General features: G+C 66.0%; 13 protein-coding genes. 6 read left to right on the top strand and 7 right to left on the bottom strand.

Going from position 1 to position 17,355, the window contains the following annotated elements:
* Window positions 1–7: 7 nt before the first annotated feature.
* From KY501_RS41290 to KY501_RS41280, 3 genes are all read right to left on the bottom strand, one after another.
* Window positions 8–931 (bottom strand): AraC family transcriptional regulator, encoded by a 924-nt coding sequence (locus KY501_RS41290; protein ID WP_224369427.1) that lies wholly within the window; start codon window positions 929–931, stop codon window positions 8–10.
* Window positions 932–993: 62 nt separating this feature from the next.
* Entirely contained in the window at window positions 994–1,686 is a 693-nt protein-coding gene (locus KY501_RS41285; protein WP_224369425.1) for a RibD family protein, read from the bottom strand.
* A gap of 21 nt (window positions 1,687–1,707) precedes the next feature.
* Complete coding sequence (locus KY501_RS41280; protein ID WP_224369423.1) at window positions 1,708–3,336, bottom strand: Na+/H+ antiporter; 1,629 nt, start codon at window positions 3,334–3,336, stop codon at window positions 1,708–1,710.
* 202 nt (window positions 3,337–3,538) lie between these two features.
* Here KY501_RS41280 and KY501_RS41275 point away from each other — a divergent pair, with 202 nt between their 5' ends.
* The gene (locus KY501_RS41275; RefSeq protein ID WP_224369421.1) at window positions 3,539–3,895 is read left to right on the top strand and encodes a glutaredoxin; all 357 of its coding nucleotides are present in this window, start codon (window positions 3,539–3,541) and stop codon (window positions 3,893–3,895) included.
* Between the two features lie 11 nt (window positions 3,896–3,906).
* On the opposite strand, the gene KY501_RS41270 is transcribed toward KY501_RS41275, so the two are convergent.
* Entirely contained in the window at window positions 3,907–4,683 is a 777-nt protein-coding gene (locus tag KY501_RS41270; RefSeq protein WP_224369419.1) for an alpha/beta fold hydrolase, read from the bottom strand.
* 222 nt (window positions 4,684–4,905) lie between these two features.
* Between KY501_RS41270 and KY501_RS41265 the strand changes: the two genes are divergently transcribed.
* Together KY501_RS41265 and KY501_RS41260 are read left to right on the top strand one after the other, a co-directional pair.
* Window positions 4,906–6,153 (top strand): hypothetical protein, encoded by a 1,248-nt coding sequence (locus KY501_RS41265; protein ID WP_224369418.1) that lies wholly within the window; start codon window positions 4,906–4,908, stop codon window positions 6,151–6,153.
* A gap of 134 nt (window positions 6,154–6,287) precedes the next feature.
* Window positions 6,288–8,006 (top strand): cobalamin-dependent protein, encoded by a 1,719-nt coding sequence (locus KY501_RS41260; RefSeq protein WP_224369417.1) that lies wholly within the window; start codon window positions 6,288–6,290, stop codon window positions 8,004–8,006.
* A gap of 71 nt (window positions 8,007–8,077) precedes the next feature.
* Here KY501_RS41260 and cglD read toward each other — a convergent pair whose 3' ends face one another.
* The gene (cglD, locus tag KY501_RS41255; protein ID WP_224369416.1) at window positions 8,078–11,053 is read right to left on the bottom strand and encodes an adventurous gliding motility lipoprotein CglD; all 2,976 of its coding nucleotides are present in this window, start codon (window positions 11,051–11,053) and stop codon (window positions 8,078–8,080) included.
* Window positions 11,054–11,263: 210 nt separating this feature from the next.
* Between cglD and KY501_RS41250 the strand changes: the two genes are divergently transcribed.
* Entirely contained in the window at window positions 11,264–12,520 is a 1,257-nt protein-coding gene (locus KY501_RS41250) for a cytochrome P450 (protein WP_224369415.1), read from the top strand.
* Window positions 12,521–12,555: 35 nt separating this feature from the next.
* On the opposite strand, the gene KY501_RS41245 is transcribed toward KY501_RS41250, so the two are convergent.
* Window positions 12,556–13,641 (bottom strand): hypothetical protein, encoded by a 1,086-nt coding sequence (locus KY501_RS41245; protein ID WP_224369414.1) that lies wholly within the window; start codon window positions 13,639–13,641, stop codon window positions 12,556–12,558.
* 206 nt (window positions 13,642–13,847) lie between these two features.
* Here KY501_RS41245 and KY501_RS41240 point away from each other — a divergent pair, with 206 nt between their 5' ends.
* Both KY501_RS41240 and KY501_RS41235 read left to right on the top strand, forming a co-directional pair.
* Window positions 13,848–14,135, top strand: coding sequence for a hypothetical protein (locus KY501_RS41240; RefSeq protein ID WP_224369413.1), 288 nt, complete (start codon window positions 13,848–13,850; stop codon window positions 14,133–14,135).
* A gap of 220 nt (window positions 14,136–14,355) precedes the next feature.
* On the top strand, window positions 14,356–15,897 hold the full coding sequence (locus KY501_RS41235; protein ID WP_224369412.1) for a serine/threonine-protein kinase: 1,542 nt from the start codon (window positions 14,356–14,358) through the stop codon (window positions 15,895–15,897).
* A 604-nt stretch (window positions 15,898–16,501) separates the two neighbouring features.
* On the opposite strand, the gene KY501_RS41230 is transcribed toward KY501_RS41235, so the two are convergent.
* On the bottom strand, window positions 16,502–17,320 hold the full coding sequence (locus KY501_RS41230) for a GNAT family N-acetyltransferase (RefSeq protein WP_224369411.1): 819 nt from the start codon (window positions 17,318–17,320) through the stop codon (window positions 16,502–16,504).
* Window positions 17,321–17,355 lie beyond the last annotated feature (35 nt).

Genomic DNA, 17,355 nt, shown 5'->3' with positions numbered 1-17,355 from the left:
TCAGCCTTCAAATCCGATTGCGCCGCGGATTCATCGAATCGCGCCAACGGTTCGGCGTCTGCCCCTCCCAGGCTCGGAACGCCCGCGCGAAGGAGTTGACCTCATCGAAGCCCAGCAGGAAGGCGATCTCGTTGACGTCGACGTCGTCGCTGCGCAGGAGGCGCAACGCGGTGTGGTGCCGGACGTCGTCGAGCACTCCCTGATAGCTGGCCCCGAACTCGCCCAGCCGCCGCTGTAACGTGCGAGTACTGAGAGATAGCTCGCGCGCCACCTTCGCGATGCTTGGCCGCTCGCCCGACATGCGGCGAGCGAGCACCCTGCGGACCTGCTCGATGAACGAGCCCTGTTCGAGAGGCGCCAGCTTCTGTTCGAGACTGGGAACAAGCACCTCCAAGAGGTCGGCGTTGTGCGTGATGAACGGCGTCGTCAGGAAGCGCTCCTCGAGGACGAGCGCGTCACGCCCCGCGCGAAACCGCAGCGGACAGCCGAAGAAGCGCATCAGCATTGGCTCGTCACTGCGCGCACGCGAGAGCTCAACGCGCTTCGGCGCAAGGTGGACTCCGCTGCCTCGCTGCAAGAGCACGAGGAGCGAGGCGAGCGACGCATCGACGAGACGCGGGGGGATGGGGCCGGGAGCGTGAAGGTAGGTCGTGTGGATCGTTACCTCTTTCCCCTTCGTGTCGATGGCCATGTCCTTGGGCCCGCAAAGCCGCTTGTAGCGGGCGAGCTTGGTCAAGGCAGTCTGCAGATCAGGCGAGTGCAGCGCCGCGAGCGACGAGATGTCGTACTCGTGCACGCGCGTCTCTGCCGCCAACCGAAGCCCGATGTCAGCGGGCGACGACGCACCGAGCGCTTCCCAGAAGGTGAAGAATTGCTCGGTGCTCAATTCGCCGCTGGAGGGCACCCGCGCGGCGGCGATCGCCTGGGCCACGTTCGCGCCGACACGCGCAAGCCGCGTGCGAACCGTTGACGAGAGGCGGACGAGATCAGCGTTCATCGCTTCAGCTTGTAACGCAGCCAGATCAGGTCGGCGGTGCGCTTCTCGAAGGAGACCAGCTTCAGGTGACGCGAAGGCCCCCTTCCCTCCTTCGCATCGAAAAGCGACGGGGTACCGATGGCTCCGTCCGCGATGGGCGCCACCAGCACGCTCAGCTCGTCAATGAGGTCCGCGGCCAGGAACGAACCGTTGATCTTCCCGCCTCCCTCGAGGAGCAGCTTCTTGATCCCGAACTCCTTCCTGAGCTTCTCGAGCACCCGCTTCAGGTTCACCTCCGTCTTGCCTCCAAACAGATAGGAGACGCCCTTGGATTGAAGGAAGGCCAGGTAGTCGTCCGAGACCTGCTCAGTGAGGACGGTGATCACGTGCTCCTCGTCGATGGAGCTCGACTTCCAGGTGAGCTTGCCGGAGGGATCCAGCGCGATGGCGTAGAACTCGGCATCGCGCCGCGCGATGAAATCCGTCCTTGGAATCGGCTGTGGCACCTTGCGCACCGGAACCTTTGTCTTCCCGGCGAAGGGCTCCATGGAGATCCGGCCGATCATCCACGCATCCGCATCGAACGTCTGCGCCGTACTCTCGTACTCGGAGTGGACGCTTGACGGGAGCTTCCAGCTATCGACGACGATCCTCCCATCGACGGAGGGAACCATGTGGCAAATCACATACGGCCGCGTCGCTCTACTCATCGCTCAGGTCCTCCAGAGAGATCACGAAGCTCCCTCGGGGCCACTGCTGGGAGCGAGTTGCTGCAAGTCCAGCTCCTCCAGATCGAGTTCCTGCTCGACTCGCTGGAACGCCGCATCGCCAATGGTGCCATCCGCTCGCAGCGCGAGGAGCCGCTGCCGTTCTGCCGAGGTGGCCCTGCGCGCGACCTCTGCGTCGAAGTTGAACGTGCGGCCATCACCCGCTTCCTGGGACGCATGGCCATGGCCGGCCAGCTCTGCTTCGGCGCGCCGGAGCATGACCTCGTAGCGGCGGCGGAGCAGCCCGGACATCTCGTCACCAGGCACCTCAACCGTGGCCGAGAGCGCCGCGCGCAGCGTCTCGACGCGGGCGAGCTGAACCTCCCGCTCCACCGATCCGTCGTCCTTGAGTTGGAGCCCGTTGATGAGTGGGCGCAGCGTCATGCCCTGGACGACGAGCGTCCCGAGTACGACGAAGAACGCGGTGAACAGGACCAGGTCGCGGTAGGGAAACGCGGGTCCGTCGGCCCCACCGGTCGGAAGAGCGAGCGCAGCGGCGAGGGTCACCGTCCCTCTCATGCCGCACCACGCGACGACCACCGCAGCACGGCTCGACAGGGCCACCGTGTCACGAGGCCCCGCAGTGCCATCCGGCGCGGGACGGCACCGCCAGCGGCTGAAGGCCGCGGCGCCCCACACCCAGGCGATCCGGGCGACGATCGTCGCGACGCACACCGCGGCCGCGATGCCGGTGTATTCGATGAGCGTGTGCGAGTCGATCCGGCTGAGGATCGCCTTCAGCTGGAATCCGACGAGGATGAAGGCGAGCACGTTCAGCACGAACACAGCGAATTCCCAGACCGCGTACGACGGGATCCGGACGCGTGCTGGGACCAGATCCGCGGCGCGGCGGGCCGTCGCCATCGCGAAGACGACCACGGTGAGGATGCCGGAGAGATGGAGCCGCTCCGCGAGCATCCAGACCGCGAACGTTCCGCAGAATTGAACGACGACCGCGATGGCGACATCGTGTATCCGAGGAGTCAGCAGGAGCAGGACCCGCGACAGGACGACTCCCAGCACGACACTGCCCACTGTGACGACGAGCAGCAGCGGGATCACACCCGCCAGAGACAGCGAACCCGCCAGCGCTGCACCGACGGCGAGACGATAGACCAGCAGCGCGCTCGCATCATTGAAGAGGCTCTCGCCCTCGAGGATCACGAGAAGCCGATGCGGCGGACGCAACTGCTTGAGGACGGCAGTCGCGGCGGCCGCATCCGGAGGCGCGACGAGCGCTCCGAGTGCGACCGCAACAGCCCAGGGCATGCCTGGCACGAGCAGGTGGGCCACCACCGCGACAGCGACAATGGTGAGGAGAACAGCGCCGATGGCGAGGCCTGTGACGGTGCGCCAGTTCGCCCAGAGGTCGCGTGGGGATGAATCGAAAGCGGCGTCCAGCAGCACCGGCGCGACGAAGAGCGTGAGCGCGAGTTCAGGATCCAGGACCAGGGTCGGCGTGCCGGGAACGAGCGCCAGGCCTGCTCCGGCGAGCGCCACCATCGCCGGGTAGGGTGTCCCGATGCGTCGGGACAACGCGGTGAGGCCGGCCCCGGCGAGCAACAGCGCAATGATGATCTCGAAGACGTCCATGTGCTTGAGTCATCCTATTGGCACAACCGCCCACTCGAAGCGAGATACACCCCTGCCCCGCGGAAGACTACGCGCCAGAAAGGCATGGGCTCTTAAGCCCAGGTTGACAATCGCGAGCGGCCGACAGCGCCTCCCCTGCTGGAGAAACGAGGCGGGTCGATTTCCAGGCTCCGGGAGGCATCATCCATTAAAGAGGGCCCCCATGACACGACTGACCCTCTCGCAGGACAAGGTGGCTCCGACTGTTCAGGAGGCCGTGAGCAAGTTCCACCGCGACATTGTCGAGCATGTCGCCAGCACGGTGGCGCGCGACAAGGTGGTGGTGGTGGGCATGGCGCAGAACCCGTTCGTGAAGCGAGCGCGCAAGCTGCTGGAAGCCGAGGGCATCCAGTTCACGTACATCGAATATGGGAGCTATTTCTCCATGTGGCAGAAGCGCCTGGCGATCAAGCTCTGGGCGGGCTTCCCGACGTTCCCCATGGTCTTCATCGACGGGACACTGATCGGAGGCTTCAAGGATCTGGAGACGCTCAAGCAGCAGGGCAAGCTCCCGAAGTGAAGCCTTCGTGATCACTTGCGGTGACCCGCAGCCGCCAGGATCAGGTTGGCGATGTCCTGTGAGTGGGAGATCAGGGAAAGGTGTCCTGCCTCCAGCTCCACAGCCGTCGCCTTCATGCGTTTCGCGAGAAACCGCTGGAGGTCTGGCGAGATCGTCTGATCCTGCTTCGACACCGCATACCAGCTCGGCTTGGATTGCCAGGCCGCCACGGTGGTCTTTCCCGCGAACAGCGAAGCAGCGGTTGGCTGCTGCACGGCGTACAGGACCTTCGCCTTGTCGGGTGCGACACCGTTCGCGAAGTATTTGAGGAAGTGCTCCTCACCGATCGTGGTGAAGCCCTCGCGCTCCTGGACGCCGGCCCGCACGGGCATGGTGGGGTACTTCTTGGAGAGTGCAACGAAGTCCTCTCCCGTATCGGGTGCACGCGCGGCCACGTACACGAGCGCCGTCACCTTCGGATCGGTTCCCACCTCACTGATGACCGTCCCGCCCCAGGAGTGGGCGACCAGCACCGTGGGACCCTCCTGCTGAGCCAGAACGCGTCGCGTCTCGGCGACGGAATCGGCAAGCGATGTCAGTGGATTCTGCACCGCGGTCACATGCAGTCCGGCGGCTTGAAGCCGCTGAATGACTTCGCTCCAGCTCGAACCATCCGCCCAGGCGCCATGCACCAGCACCACGTTGACCGCCTTGGCCGGTGGAGGGGTCTGCGCCAACGCCTCCGTCGTCCAGCAGACCGTTGCAAGGATACCGAGGAGGAACGCTGCCCATGCGCGTCGCATCTTCATTCGCCAACTCCGCTCTCGAGCCATCTGCCATGTGCGGCAACCTTCTGGAGACGCCGCAGTCGCCGGTGTCGACGTTATAGCGGAGGCGCACACCAGTCGCTCCACGAGCAGTGGCCAACCAACGGACAGAACCGCAAAAAACCGGGTTCACATCCGGCCTCCGCCAGTGCACCCTCCCCGGCCCTCTGGACCGTGCCACTTCTTCGAAGAGGAGACTGCTTCATGAAGCATCGTTCGCGTGGCTGCGCTGTCGCTGCGTGGCTGCTGGCCCTGGCGTGGGTGAGCTTTCCAGCCCTCGAGGCTCGAGGCGCCACGCCACTGGAAGACAACCGCCGCATCACCCTGGGCTACATCCAACTCGCTTACGAGGTGCAATCCCTGGTCGATCCGAGCCTCCAACCGGGTGGGAGCAGCAACGTGCGCCCCGTCTGGTACGCCTTCGCCCCGCATGCCTCGCAGGCCGGAGGCCAGGGCATGCTCGGTACGGACCTCGCGCTGCGCATCATCCGTGCGTCCCGCTCGTGGCCCTGCTTCTCCGTGTCCTCCTGCCTCGATCGGGCGGGCATCTCCGGCGACATGCGAGGCTCCATCCAGAGCCTGGCCCAGGAGCTGATCCTGCGAGGCATCCCCGTGGATGTAGCCACCTCGCTCGCGTCGCTGGCCTCGGCCCTGAACTGGGAGCAGCTCGGGGACCCGCGCGTCCTGTTCACCACCGCGTCACGGCTCGTCGTCGTCTATTCGAGCGCTCCCGCCTTCTGGCCCCTCGACAAGGCCGAGATCATCGTCCGGACGTTCGAGCGCACCCTGCATGAGGGCAACCTGGCCATCTACTCGGACATCGGCGGCGCGGGGCGCAGCTACATCGACTGGCGCAGCGCTCGCGGGGGCTCGGTGACGCCCGAGCAGGTGTTGGCGGAGTTCCCGCTCCCCGGCACGAGCCCGGTGGAGGCCCAGAGCGCCTACGCCTACGCGCTCGCCCACGCCCATGACACACCCCGCCCCTACCAGTTCTCCACCCTCTTCCCGGGCATGAACTGGAAGAGCCTGCTGGTGGCGGCCTTCGCCCTGTACGAGAAGGCCCGGCTCGCACCCACGCCTGCCGAACGCGATGCTCTCATTGCCATGGGCAACAACTGCATCGCCTGGCGCGAGCAGCACGATCAGGCGCAGCCTGTGTTCACCCCGGCGGCGCCTCGCTCCGATGAGGTGTCCCGCTCCGCGCTGATGCAGTTGCTCACCCCGTTCCTCACGACGGCCTTCGGTACCCACCCGTGGGACTACTCGGACTTTGCCTACAGCCGGCCGGATCCGGACGGCAACCCGCTCACGGCACCTCCCACCGAGTACAACTGGGGCGTCTTCTGGGACCGTTGGACGGGCATCCTCTACGCCTTCGACGGGGTCTACCTCACCCCGTCGGCCGTGTGGGCCATGCCCGAGCCGGTGGAGCCACCTGGCAGTTCCAACTAGGGGTGGTTCGCCGCGAACTGGTATGGCCAGCATACCAGTGGGTCGCTCTCTCGCCCGAGAGGGGCACCTCATCAGGTAGGTCGGCTGAGGCGGACCGTCTATACTTACGGGCTCTCGAAGTTGGGGAACGTCTCATGCATGGCCGTCGTGTCCTCTCTCCAGTCCTCCTTCTCGGTGCCGGAACCGGAGAGGCCACCTGCGGGATCTTGTACCTCGCGGGCTACCTGCGGCGGGGCGGAATCGAAGCCTTCGTCCGCCTCTACGACGGGGACGAGACCGAGGAAGAGGTGGTCCGCTCGCTCGAAGCCCTGGTAGCCCGCGTACGCCCCAAGCTCGTCGGCATCAGCCTCAAGTGGTTCCACCATGTCCACCGGGCGCTGTTGTTGGCCCGGGCGCTGCGCAAGATCGATCCCGAGATCCAGATCGTCCTGGGTGGTAACTCCGCGTCGTACTGGTGGCGAGAGCTGTACGCGTTCGACTGCATCGATCACATCATCCTGGGCGACGGCGAAGTGCCCATGCTCGCGCTCTGCCGAGGCGATCCCTCCCCGCCCAACTGCGTCACCCAGGCACCGGACGGCTCCCCACGGCGGCAAGCCCTGCAATACGTGCAGGGCGCCAAGAACAGCGAGGACGTCTACTACTCGCACTTCGACGATATCTTCTTGAGCTACCAGGACCGCCACGCCTTCTCGGGGTGGGTCGCGCCTGGCAAGGGGTGCGGCGAGAACTGCCTGTATTGCGGTGGGGCCCGAGGCAACCAGAAGGCGGACTTCGGGCGCGCGAAGCCGTTCCTCCGCTCCGAGGAGAGCGTTCGCCGCGACCACCAGGAGACCGCCCCCCGGACGTGGCAGTACCGCTATGACTTCTCGGGGAGCTCGGCGGCGTTTCTGCAGAGCACCTGGGCCGGGGTCGATCTCTCGCGGCACTCCTGCACGTATTTCCTGTGGGGGATCGCGTCGATGGAGCTGATCGACGCCCTGGCACAGACCTTCGAGCAGGTCTACATGGTGCTCGACATCGGCTGCTTCTCGGAGCAGCAGCGGCAGGAGCAGATGCGTCGGGGCCTGCTCAAGCCCTGCGCCTCGGACCGGGAGTTGCTCGAGATCATCGACCGCTGCCGCCGCCATCCGAACCTGGGCGTCGAGATCTCCGGAATCGCGGGTCTGCCCTTTGCTAGCGCCGCCACGCTCGAGGAGGAGTTGCGGCTGGTGAAGCGAGTGATCAGCCTCGACTGCGTGGTGGGCTATCAGCGGCTGGAAGCGCAGCCTGGGGCGCTCGTCACCGAGCACCCCGCGCGGTTCGACATGGCGACGGAAGCGCGCACGTTCGCCGAGTTCCTCGAGTACTTCGAGCGGCGCGAGCCAGGGGATATCTCGGTGCCGATGCTGCGCTTCCGCGACGCGGCGCTCGAGAAAGCGGTGCAGCGCACGTCGGAGCAGGTCGATGCGCTGGCGTGGGAGCACAGGGCCGCGAGGCGAAAGGTTCCCATCCATGGACGCACGCGCCTGTTGAACACCGCTCCCTCGACGCTCCAGTTCAAGCTGGGAGATTGGCTGGGACCTCACAAGGTCCCAGCGAAAGTGGCCCAGGAACAGGTGACCGTCGTGCGGTCAGTGGATGGAACGGGACTGGCCTGCGCACCTTCGGTCAGCCCGCGCCGGTTCACGGATCCGACGCTGGATCAGGGTGAGGAAGGGAGGATCCTCCTGAGCACCCTGGCCGCCTTCGAGCGCCCGACGACGGTTGCCAGCGCGGTGGCGCAACTGGGATCCAAGGTGAAGCTCGACCCGGACTCGGCACGAGAGGTCATCGACCATCTCGTGGACGGCCGCTTCCTGCAGCCGGCGTGAGTTGACGATCAGCCCTTCCTCCGAGAGCCCCGCGTGAGATGGGGTGACCACCTCACGCGGGCTCGGGAGCCTCACTCACATGCGCAGGTTGCCATGTTGCACTGCGTGCCGACACTGCAGGTGCCACCGCAGTTGGGCTTGCACACGCACTGAGTGTCCGAGGCGTCGCAGCCCAGGGTCGGGCCGGCGCAGTGGTCCGGCTCGACCGGGCTGTAGTACGGGTCGTCCTCGCATGGCGCGCCGCCATTCGGATCGCTCACCGTGTTGCGCCAGTACCGGTAGGACACCACCGCCTGCGAGTTCATGGTCGCCGGGCGGCAAGCTCCGAACAGGGAGAGTGTCCGGGCGCTGCCGTCGAAGTCGAAGCCATTGACGGTGCTGCGCGGAACGTTGCTCGCCTGGCAGAGCGCCGGATCGCTCACGGCCTCCAGCGCCACCTTGATCGAAGCCCCGATCGGCGGCTTGAGCGTCTGGTATCCCTGGTTGCCAATCGTGTCGGACACGATCGCCGTCATCGCGGCCTGGATCGAAGTGGCATCGAGGATGGAGCCCAACACACCGCCCGAGGCATTGACCACCGTTGCATGCCGCAACGGCCCGTACTGGGGCTGCGGGTTGAACTCTCGAGTCGTGTTGTTGCTGTCGCACGGCTGCGTGGTGCAGCCACAGAAGGCTCCCGTCGGGCACACGATGCCGTGCACGGGGATGAGCTTGCCCGTCTTGTTGCCGGGCGTCGTGGGAGAGGACACGCTGCCAAAGAAGTTGATGAAGTTCTGGATGGGCTCACAGCCCGAACCCGCCCTGTCCGAGGTGCCTCCTGAACCGCAGTTCACCACGGTCGAGGTGACACCACTGGTCTGATCATCCGCATCCCCAAGAATGACCACCACGAGACTGGCACCCTTGCGCGCCAGGGTGGGCGACTCGGGAGCCGTCGCATCCGTTCCGGGGGTGATGTCATCGATGGCCTTCCGGGACGCACCCAGAACACCCTCGGTGCCGGAGCCGGTGACGCTGACCCAGCACCCTCCGTTCGCGCCTTCCGCGGAGCTTCCAGAGCAGGTAGCAGCCTCAGGGGTGGTGGGCACATTGCTGCAGATCCCCGAGGTGCAGATGCTGTTCTCCGTGAGCCACGCCCTCACCTTGTTCACGTTGCGGGTGAACGGCCGCAGCCTGGCCGAGTTGGCAGAGTTGGCGATGTGGTAGCTGGAGGTGACCATCGCCATGCGCCAATCCAGGGAGGTGGCGTTGAGCGCATTGACCGCGGACTGGGCCGTCGTCGCCAGCGCCGTCTGAGACGTCGCCATGGAGCCGCTGTCGTCCACCACGAAGAGCAGATCCAACTTCGACGTCGTCGCGACATGGAAGCGCTCGCACTGGACGGCCGTCGGCTCGCCGAACTGCGCCAGCGCGGACCCATCCGACAGATCCCTCGCGGAGAAGGCCGCCACCGAGTTCTGGTTCGAGTCCGTGACCGCCCCCAGGTTCGTCACCGCGATGAGAACCACGACGCTCTGCGCCGAGCGATGGACGAAGAGCGTCTGCAGCCGGAAGTTCCCGGTGATGCCCGACGCGGAGGAACTCAGGCGGCCCGTGCTGCCGGGCACCAGCGCGTCCACGAGCTCATCGGTCCGGCGCTTGAGATCCGTGGTCGTGCCTGCCTGGTCATAGAAGGCCTGCACGGCCCCATAGCCATCCCAGGTCGTGAATCGCTGGGCGGTTCGATTGGACAGAGCCCCCTTGCTGGCAATGGACGGCCGCAGCACTTCCTCGTCCCCCAGCGGGTCGGAGGCCCCCGCGGGCGCGGGCTGGCGATAGACGAGGAAGCCCACCTTGTTGCTGCTGTCGTAGCCGATCAGGCCTCGGACATCGCTGCCCACCTTGATCTGGGTGACTTCGTCGAACGACAGCGGCAGCGCCAGCTTGATGTCGGGCCCCTGCTCGTCCTTGAACGCCACGGAGCGCAGGTTGTTCGTGGTGCACACCTGCCCCACGGGCCCGCTGGCATCCGTGCCATCCGCGGGATCCAACTCAGGGGGCTCCACCCTGCCGTTCTGGTTGGAGTCCTCGGCGCCATCACTCACTCCGTCGCCGTCGGAGTCGGTATTGGTCGGATCCGTGTTCGTGCCGGGATCGATGTCTGGAATGAAGCCCGAGCAGGAGGTGGGATCGGGATTGACGGTGACACCTCGTTCCACACCATCCAGGATGCCATCCCCATCGCTGTCCGACTTGCGCGGGTCCGTCTCGTTGCCATCCTTGAAGCCGTTGGCGTTCAGGTCCTCGCCCAGGGTGGTGCCCTGGTTGGGCCCGTCAATCAGTCCGTCGCAGTCCGAGTCCTTGAGCAGGGGATGCGTCTCCCAATCATCCGCCTTGCCGTTGTGGTTGGCATCCTCCACGCCATCCAGCAGGCCGTCATCATCCGAGTCCGGGCTGGTGGGGTCCGTCTTCAGCAGGAAGCCCTCATCCCTCAGCAGGACGCATGTGGTGCCAGGCACCGGCGTATCGACTCCCACCTCGAGCCCGTCTGGCAGTCCGTCCAGGTCCGTGTCCGCAAGCCCAGGGTTCGTCTTCCTGCCGTTGCCTCGGTTCGTCTCGAACTCCACCTTGTCGCTCAGACCGTCACAATCCGTGTCCTTGGTCGCATTGTTCGGGTCGTTCGGATCCGGGATGCCCGCATCCGAGGAGCCACCATCCTGCGGAAAACCACCATCCTGCGCGGAGCCACCGTCCTGCGCGGAGCCACCATCCTGGGAGGAGCCGCCATCCTGGGAGGAGCCACCGTCCTGGGAGGAGCCACCGTCCTGGGAGGAGCCACCGTCCTGGGAGGAGCCACCGTCCTGAGAGGAGCCGCCATCCTGGGAGGAGCCACCGTCCAGAGAGGAGCCACCATCCGGGAAACCCGCATCGGGCAAACCCGCATCAGAGCCAGCGTCCCCGGCGCCCGCGTCTGGCTCTTGAGGGGAAGGGTCGGGGTCACCGCATGCTGCCGCTGCCACCAGGATCGCCCCGAGCAGCGCGGCATGAAACCACCGTTGCACGTTCATTATCAGGAGCCTCCACTCCAGAAGGGTTCCGCGTCCGAAGCCAGGCGCGGCCCAGGGCTTGCGGAGACTTGCAACGATATACGCCAGTGGTGACATGGGGTGAATCCGTCCGTTCCCCCAGTCACACCCCACCCTCACTCCCCCGGCCCGGTTCGAGAAGCTGCAGAATGGCTCCAACCCAAGAGCTGATTGCCAGAAAGGTGCGCATCTATGTCCACGACCAACACGCCCCGAGGCCTTGGCTCCGAGTACCACCCGCTCGACTCGCCCCAGCTCGAGGAGCCTCACCCGTTCCTGGCGCGTGCTCGGAGAGAGGAGCCGGTGTTCTTCAGCCCCGCGCTGGGAGCGTGGGTGGTGACGCGCCATGCGGACATCAGCGCCGTGGTGGCCGATACCGCGCGCTTCTCTTCCGCCGAGTCCATCACGGTGGGGGCCGCGACGATTCCGCCGGAGGTCGTCTCCACGCTGATGGGCGGCTACCCCCTGGTGCCCAGCCTCGTGGACAACGATCCGCCCGCGCATACCCGCTTCCGGGGCCTCGTCAGCAAAGCCTTCACCGGGCGGAGGCTCTCGCAGAAGGAGCCCCTCATCCGCTCCCTCGTGGACGAGCTCATCCTTGGCTTCCGGCAGGAGGGACAGGCGGATCTGTTCCTCCGGTTCGCCCATCCGCTGTCGTCCAGCATCATCGCGGAGATCCTCGGAATCCCCCGCTCGGACGTCCACCGGTTCCGACGCTGGTCCGATGAGTTGTCCACCGTCCTGGCGGCGCATGGCCCCGTCGAGCACCAGGTCGCATGCGCGCGGGGCGTGGTCGAGTTCCAGCGCTACCTCGCCTCGGCGCTCGAGGAGCGGAAGACGGCTCCCCGGGAGGACTTGATGAGCGACATCATCACCGAGGGGCAAGGGATGACGCCGCCCATGAGCATGGCGGAGCTCGTGAGCCTGCTGATGCAGGTGCACTTCGCGGGGCATGAGACGACCGCGGGCCTCATCGTGGGCGCGGTGGAGCTGCTGCTCCGGCATCCGGAGCAATTGCACGCACTCCGGAACGAGCCGAGCCTCATCGCCGGTGCCGTCGAGGAAGCGGTGCGGATGACCTCGCCCGTGCATGCCATGTTCCGCACCGCGCGGGAGGCAGTGGAAGTTGGGGGCGTCCCGATTCCGAAGGGCGCCCACATCCATATCGTCTACGCTTCGGCCAACCGCGACGAGGCCCGGTTCCACGAACCGGAGCGCTTCGATGTCCGGCGGACGGACGTGAAGAAGCACCTCGCCTTCGGCCAGGGGCTCCACTTCTGCATTGGCGCGCCGCTCGCACGACTCGAGGCAAGGGTGGCGCTCGACGCCCTGCTTCGAAGTCTCCCGGGACTTCGGCTCGTGCCGGGGCAGAACCTGGGCTTCCTGAAGAGCGTCACCGTCCGAAGGCCTGAGAGCCTCCTGGTTGCGTGGGACGTCCAGGCTCCCTGACAGCTGGCGTCACAAACCTCCTGGGACGGAGACCGTCACCGGGAAGCCTTCCCCGCCTCTCCGAGAAACTGGCCCCGAGCGTCGAAGTCCCACGCCCTCTTACCATTGATGAGCCTCAGGGCAACGAGGCTCCCGGCGGGGTTCTTGATCCACCTTGAGACGGACCAGGGGAGGCCGCGGTCCAGCGCCTTCGTGTCCATGCGGAACGTCAGGCGTTCCCCTTCGGCCTCGAGCGTCACGAGGTTCGCTCCCATGAAGACAAGGGTCGCGGGAACTTCCCGCTCATCGACTTCACCCCGCATGTGACGCTTCTCCCAGAGTTCCTTGGCGCGATCCACAGCCGCCTTCCACTCGGCCGTCGCCGCCGCGGCGCGAAGTGCCTCGCTGAGCTCTGGGACTTCCTGCGCGCGAGTGGGGAGGCTCGCCGCGAAGGCGCCCGCCAGAAAGGTGATGGCGACCGAGAGGCGTTCGGGGCTCTCCGTGGGCAAGAACTCGTTGGCGCTGGAATCGAGACTCAGCGGCTTCGGGAAGGCGGGGTCTTGCCACGGCACGTCGAGCGCGATCTGCCCCGAGCACTCGACACCCTGAATCGGCTCCACCCGGTCGAACCTGAAACGGAGTAACGGGCGCTCGGCCTGGCACCAGAGCATCACTTCGAGGCGACTCTCCGGGGTCAAGGCACGCGTGGCCAGGGCCACGATCAGCCCTGGCTTGCCCTTCTTTGGCTTGCCGGCCACGAAGCCCAGCAGCTTCAGCAGGGGTAGGAACTCACGCTCGAACGCCGACTGGAACGCTGCTGCAACGGGTGATGGATTTCCCATGGCTAGAACGGCTCGGTGTGCAAGAGGTGGTTCGCGCCGCTGGAACGAGCCTCCGGCCTCCAGCAGGACATGGCGGAGAAGCTGAAGACCATCACTGCGGTGAACAGGCAAGTCCGTCCCAAGGCTCTCTCTGTCACGTAGCGCTGCCTCCCGACGCGTCGACCCGGTATCGACGATCGCCCAGCCAGTCGACCACAACGAGTCGAGAGGGGCGTACCAGATTCTGCTGCGTACATTCCCCAAGCCAGGGCTCACCGTCGAAGCGGCGGGAATCGAACCCACCACTCCGAGCTTCTTCACTTCTTCGCCCGAGCGGTGCTGATGGCCGAGGTCACGCTGGCGGGGCAGCTGTCCATGGGACGAAGAGTCCCTGACCAGGGACGTCCCTTGCGCCACGCGGTTTGATCGAGCTCCTCGAACGGACGCCGGTTTCGGAACCTGGAGTGCGGAGTATTGACACACGGCTTCGCGAGGCTGCTCTGTTAGAGTTGAAGCTTGCTCGCCTCATGAACCTCCCGGACTCCGACCCGCTCAAACCTGTCTGCGAACTCCTCGTGCGCGCCTTTCCTCAAGGCGTGCCAGAACATCTCTACATTCCGCTCCTGGGTGTCCTAGCGGAGGAGATGTCCTTTCGAGCCATCTCCCGAGCCATTGCCGTGGCCTTCACGAAGAACTACTTCGACGTGCTCCATGATTCGTTCGGAGCTGAGTCCGAGGCGGCCCAACTACCGGATGCTGTCGCTGAAGTCCGCTCCAAGCTGAGTGATGCGGGCTACTACGCTCTCGATGACTGAGGTGCAAGTACTGCTGGCCACTCTACCCGGTGAAGCTACTCAAGACCGGTGCGTAGCAGGCTCAGGGGTGTGGCGATGCGGGGCGGCATTCCGCCTGGGACGCCGATTAACAGCGCGCAGGGCAGTAGACTTGACAGGGCGTCACGATGAGACACTACTCATGGGGTAGTGCCGGTGACGGCCTGGCTTGCCGTCACCCTCTCGCACGCCGGAGTACCCGATGGACTTGCCCACTCCCGACTCGCTTCGGCCTGGCCACCTGGTGGGCCCCTGGCGTGTGGAGGGCTACGGCGGGCGGGGCACCTACGGCGTGGTGTTCCGGGCTCGACGTGCCGGACATCCGGGCTCCTTGCCCGTGGCGCTCAAACTGGCCTTGTTCCCCCAGGACCCGCGCTTTAACCGGGAGATGGAGCTCCTCTCGCGCCTTCGTCACCCAGCGATACCGCGATTGCTGGACCGGGGGTGGTGGCACTCCAGCGCGGACACGGTGCACCCCTATCTGGTGATGGAGTGGATCCGGGGGCTTCCGCTCTATCAGTGGGCACGCGTGCACTCGGCAACCCAGCGCCAGGTGCTGCGCGTGGTGGCGCAGGTGGCGTGGGGGCTGGAAGTGCTGCACCGCTCCGGGGGCCTGCATCGGGACGTGAAGGGGGACAACATCCTCGTGGAACCTGAAGGGCGCGCGCTCCTCACGGACTTTGGCTCGGGCACCTGGGCGGGCGCGCCTCCCCTCACCGAGCGCATCATGGCTCCGGGCACTCCCGAGTACCGCAGTCGCGAGGCGCATCGCTTCCAGTGGGCGCACTGGCGCGAGAAGGGCGCGCGCTATGAGGCTCGCCCGGCGGATGACCTCTATGCGCTGGGTGTCAGTCTCTACAAGCTCGTCACGGGGATGTATCCACCTCCGGGGACAGATCCGGAGGCGGGAGAGTCTGCGCGGAATGAGCGACGCCTGCTGGAATTGCAGCCCCAGGACCGTGATGTGCAGATGCTGCCGGGGTTCGTGACCCTCATCGAACAGGTGATGGCTCGGGAGCCGACGGCACGAGGCGAGGCGCGCGAAGTGGCGGAGGCCGCCGAGTCGCTCGCAGAGCGCGCAGGGGCCGAGGCCGATGTTCCCCTGTTCGGCATGAAGGAACAGGCGCCCGAGGCGGTGAGCATCCCTGTCCCATGGGAGCCCCGGGGCGCAGCTTCGGAGCAGCTTGCCCCCAACAACGCCGCAGTGCCCCCTCGCGAGGCTCCGCTGGCTGGCGATGACTGGCCCACGCCTGAGTTGCTGGACGCGCCTGTCCATGAAGAGGCTTGGGTGTCTGACTCAAAGTCCTCGAAGCGCCCCCACGTGCTGTGGTCGGGGCTTGCTGCTGCCGCAGTCCTGCTGGCCATGGGCATCGGGCTGAACAATCGTCGGCAGAGCGAAGAGGCTCCCGAGATTGCGCGAACTGAGGCTCTGGGAAATGGGGCGGCGCCTGATGCGGGAACGCGGGGACTCGGGGACAGCACGCCGATCACCCGTGTGGCGCCAGAAAGGCTCCCTGACATCCTGGATGCGAGGATCATTGCGACAGAGTTGCCAGATGAGCCGCTTCCAGGGCAGCGCCGCGCTCCATGTCGAGGTAACACGGTCGCGATCAACGGGGGGTGCTGGCACCTGATGACGAACACGCAACCGCCTTGTGGCGACGATGCGTATGAGTGGAAAGGCTCGTGCTACTACCCCATTCTCGACCGGGTGAAGCCCCGTACATCGAAGAAGCCGCGGTAGCCGGCTACCTCTCCATTCGAGCCGCGGCGCGCAGGGCAGCAGACTTGACAGGACGCCACGATGGGACACTACTCATGAGGTAGCGTTGGTGACGGCTTGGCTTGCCGTGACCCTCTCGCATGCCGGAGTACCTGATGATGGACATGCCCACCTTTAAGTCCTCGAAGCACTCCCGTGTATTGCGGCTGGGGCTGGCATCTGCTGCCGCAGTCCTACTGTGTGTTGGCATCAAGTGGCGGAGTCGTGGGCAGAGTGAAGAGGCTCCCCAGGTTGCGCGAGCTGAGGCTCTGGAAGATGGAGCGGCGAGAAAGGCGGGAACGCGGGGGCTCGGGGACAGCACGCCGATCACCCGTGTGGCGTCAGCAAGGCTCCCTGACAGCATGGAGGCGAGGGTCATTGCGATGGTGCTGGATGAGCTGCTTCCAGGGCAGCGCCGCGCTCCATGCCGAGGCAACTTTGTCGAGATCAATGGCGGGTGCTGGCACCTGATGACGAATATGCATCCGCCTTGCAGTGACGATGCGTATGAGTGGAAAGGCTCGTGCTACTACCCCATTCTCGAGCGGGCAAAGCCGCAGCCATCGAAGAAGCCGCAGTAGCCAGTTCACCTCTCCATTCCATTCCTGGCGGGTTCTCGCACCATCACGACCTTGGGGTAGGCGACAAAGAACCCCATGCGCTCCATGTTCCGCTGGGATGCGGTGGCCGGCAGGGTGCTGCTGGCTGCCAACGTGCACCCCTGACGCGCCGCCCAGTCCAGCCGCGCGGCGATCAGTGCCTGCTGGAGCCCCTGGCCGCGGAAGCGCTCACGTATCCCTGTTCCCGAGAGCGTCGCGACTCCCTCATGCAAGGCCACGGTCCCTCCCCCGGCAGGCTCGCCGTTCACGAATGCCAGAAAGCAGGTGGTCCCTGGCGTCGTCGCCATCGGCAATATGAGCGAAGCCTCTGCGTCCGACACTTCCTCGCGCCCCATGAAGGCACGGGCCACCGTGAGGGCAAACACCTCGGCCTCCTCTCGGTGGATGGGACGCACCTCCACCTGCGGAGACTCGGGCCAGCGCCCAGACAGGTCGCGCACGAACACCTGCTGGAACTCGGCCACGCGGTAGCCGCGCCGGCCCAGCTCCTGCGAGAGCGATGGGTCAGCAAAGGGCAGCAGTTCGATCGGGATGGCTCCTCCACCGCGCCCCAGGTGGGACTCCACCCTGTCCACATCCTCCGGCGAGACCGGCCCGCTCAGGCCGAGCGCTATTGCCTGCGTGAGAGGTGAACCCGGGCCGTTGAACAGAGCGAGCCCACCCGCCACTTCGAGAACACCGTCGGCCGGAGTGGCACTGCGGTTCTGGGCGGCCTGGGCAAGCTCCACGCGCCGCGCGAGACCGAGGTCCACAACAGGCCGGGCGTTCGAAGAGAAGGATGGCATGGCACGCACCCTCGCCCAGGCGTGGACGCAGCGTC

Origin of the sequence: Hyalangium versicolor (assembly GCF_020103695.1) — a bacterium.
GTDB classification, from domain to species: Bacteria; Myxococcota; Myxococcia; order Myxococcales; family Myxococcaceae; genus Hyalangium; species Hyalangium versicolor.
This window is presented reverse-complemented; position numbering and strand designations above follow the sequence as displayed.

Excerpts from the sequence above, each read along its gene's own strand:
- KY501_RS41285 (WP_224369425.1), bottom strand. The coding sequence starts at position 1,686 with ATGAGTAGAGCGACGCGGCCGTATGTGATTTGCCACATGGTTCCCTCC.
- KY501_RS41280 (WP_224369423.1), bottom strand. The coding sequence starts at position 3,336 with ATGGACGTCTTCGAGATCATCATTGCGCTGTTGCTCGCCGGGGCCGGC.
- KY501_RS41275 (WP_224369421.1), top strand. The coding sequence starts at position 3,539 with ATGACACGACTGACCCTCTCGCAGGACAAGGTGGCTCCGACTGTTCAG.
- KY501_RS41270 (WP_224369419.1), bottom strand. The coding sequence starts at position 4,683 with ATGAAGATGCGACGCGCATGGGCAGCGTTCCTCCTCGGTATCCTTGCA.
- KY501_RS41265 (WP_224369418.1), top strand. The coding sequence starts at position 4,906 with ATGAAGCATCGTTCGCGTGGCTGCGCTGTCGCTGCGTGGCTGCTGGCC.
- KY501_RS41260 (WP_224369417.1), top strand. The coding sequence starts at position 6,288 with ATGCATGGCCGTCGTGTCCTCTCTCCAGTCCTCCTTCTCGGTGCCGGA.
- cglD (WP_224369416.1), bottom strand. The coding sequence starts at position 11,053 with ATGAACGTGCAACGGTGGTTTCATGCCGCGCTGCTCGGGGCGATCCTG.
- KY501_RS41250 (WP_224369415.1), top strand. The coding sequence starts at position 11,264 with ATGTCCACGACCAACACGCCCCGAGGCCTTGGCTCCGAGTACCACCCG.
- KY501_RS41240 (WP_224369413.1), top strand. The coding sequence starts at position 13,848 with ATGAACCTCCCGGACTCCGACCCGCTCAAACCTGTCTGCGAACTCCTC.
- KY501_RS41235 (WP_224369412.1), top strand. The coding sequence starts at position 14,356 with ATGGACTTGCCCACTCCCGACTCGCTTCGGCCTGGCCACCTGGTGGGC.
- KY501_RS41230 (WP_224369411.1), bottom strand. The coding sequence starts at position 17,320 with ATGCCATCCTTCTCTTCGAACGCCCGGCCTGTTGTGGACCTCGGTCTC.